This is a genomic window from Microbacterium sp. B24, assembly GCF_000333415.1.
In the GTDB taxonomy this organism is placed as follows: Bacteria; Actinomycetota; Actinomycetes; order Actinomycetales; family Microbacteriaceae; genus Microbacterium.
In genome coordinates this window covers 1-1,486 of sequence record NZ_BADB01000543.1, presented here as the reverse complement: position 1 = coordinate 1,486, position 1,486 = coordinate 1, and the positions used below count along the sequence as shown (strand labels likewise).

The window sequence follows — 1,486 nt, the reverse complement described above, 5'->3', positions numbered from 1 at the left end:
GAGCTCGGTCCCGGGGATCCTCTAGAGTCCGTATGCGGAACGTCGGACATCATCGATCCCAGCGCGACGATGCCGGTGATGCCCTCCGTGAGCGCGGCGTCCACGAGCTCGGCGGCGAACGACTGCCAGGCGCGCGCGGGCTCGACCCCGGACAGCACCCACAGGCGTGTGCCGTCGGCGGGATGCAGCGGTCGCCACAGCGTCGCGTCCGGCCAGGTGAGTGTGCGCGAACCGTCGGCGTCGAGCGTGATCTGAGGCCGGGTGTACTGGTAGTCGAAGTACAGCTCCGGATCGACGGCGAAGACCTCGCGGTACGCGCCGGACTCCCGGATGTGCGCCGCAGCGGCCGATGCGGCTTCGCCCGCGTCATTCCAGCCGTCGAAGGCCACGATCAGCACGCGGTTACCCAGTTCGTCCACTCCGCCCCTCTCGCACGGTCCATCGATTCCTCCACGATACGCGCCGACGCCGTCGCGAGGGCGGCCGTAACGCGCGCGACAGCGGCGCCGAGGGGCGTCGGTAGCATGGACCGATGAGCTCCGCCCTCCCCGCCGCCGTTCTCTGGGACATGGACGGCACCCTCGTGGACACCGAGCCCTACTGGATGGAGGCCGAGACGGCCCTCGTCGAGAGCTTCGGCGGCACCTGGACGCACGAACAGGCCCTGACCCTGGTGGGTCAGGGACTCGAGACCTCCGGGGCGATCCTTCAGGAGGCCGGCGTGCGGATGTCCGTCGCCGACATCATCGCCCACCTCACCGCAGAGGTGACGCGCCTGCTTTCGGAGCGGGGGAACCCTCTGCGTCCCGGGGCGCACGAGCTGCTGACCGCGCTGCGCGGCGCCGGCATCCGCTGTGCGCTGGTGACGATGTCGATGCGGCGGATGGCATCACAGGTCGTCGCGCCCTTTCCCGAGCTGTTCGAGATCATCGTCGCGGGCGATGACGTCACGCGCCCCAAGCCCTTCCCCGACGCGTACCTGCAGGCATGCGGCATCCTCGGCATCGACCCCGCCGACGCCGTCGCGATCGAGGACTCGCCGACGGGCGTGCGCGCCGCCGTCGCCGCGGGCGTCACGACGATCGGAGTGCCGCTGATGGTCTCGCTCGTCGGAACGGGCGCCCACAGCCTGTGGCCGACCCTCGCGGGGCGCACGCCCGACGACATCGCCGCTGTCCACGCGGCGCACCGGACCCACCGCACAGGAGAGCACGCATGACCACCCCGACATCCCTCGTCGACCTGCGCCCGAGCGGCCCGTTCCGCCTGGGCGACCGCGTGCAGCTGACCGGACCCAAGGGCCGCCTCCACACCGTCACCCTGCGGGAGGGCGGCGAGTTGCACACCCACCACGGCGTGCTCAAACACGAACAGCTGCTCGGTCAGCCCGACGGGTCGGTGGTGACCAACTCCGGTGGTCACGAGTACCTGGCACTGCGGCCGCTGCTGCGCGACTTCGTGATGTCGATGCCGCGCGGTGCTGCCA

2 protein-coding genes and 1 pseudogene are annotated in these 1,486 nt (G+C 70.9%); 2 read left to right on the top strand and 1 reads right to left on the bottom strand.

Features of this window, described 5'->3' with window-relative positions; genetic code table 11:
• Positions 1–419: PAC2 family protein (locus I5I_RS15835; RefSeq protein WP_036322078.1), on the bottom strand; the 419-nt coding region annotated here is incomplete at its 3' end.
• 113 nt (positions 420–532) lie between these two features.
• Between I5I_RS15835 and I5I_RS15830 the strand changes: the two genes are divergently transcribed.
• On the top strand, positions 533–1,219 hold the full coding sequence (locus tag I5I_RS15830) for an HAD family hydrolase (protein ID WP_036322076.1): 687 nt from the start codon (positions 533–535) through the stop codon (positions 1,217–1,219).
• Positions 1,216–1,486, top strand: a pseudogene (locus I5I_RS15825) (tRNA (adenine-N1)-methyltransferase); the annotation flags it as partial. The gene I5I_RS15830 and the pseudogene I5I_RS15825, both read left to right, overlap by 4 nt.

What these genes read in the sequence shown, in the direction of transcription:
- I5I_RS15830 (WP_036322076.1), top strand. Translation starts at nt 533, where the DNA reads ATGAGCTCCGCCCTCCCCGCCGCCGTTCTCTGGGACATGGACGGCACC.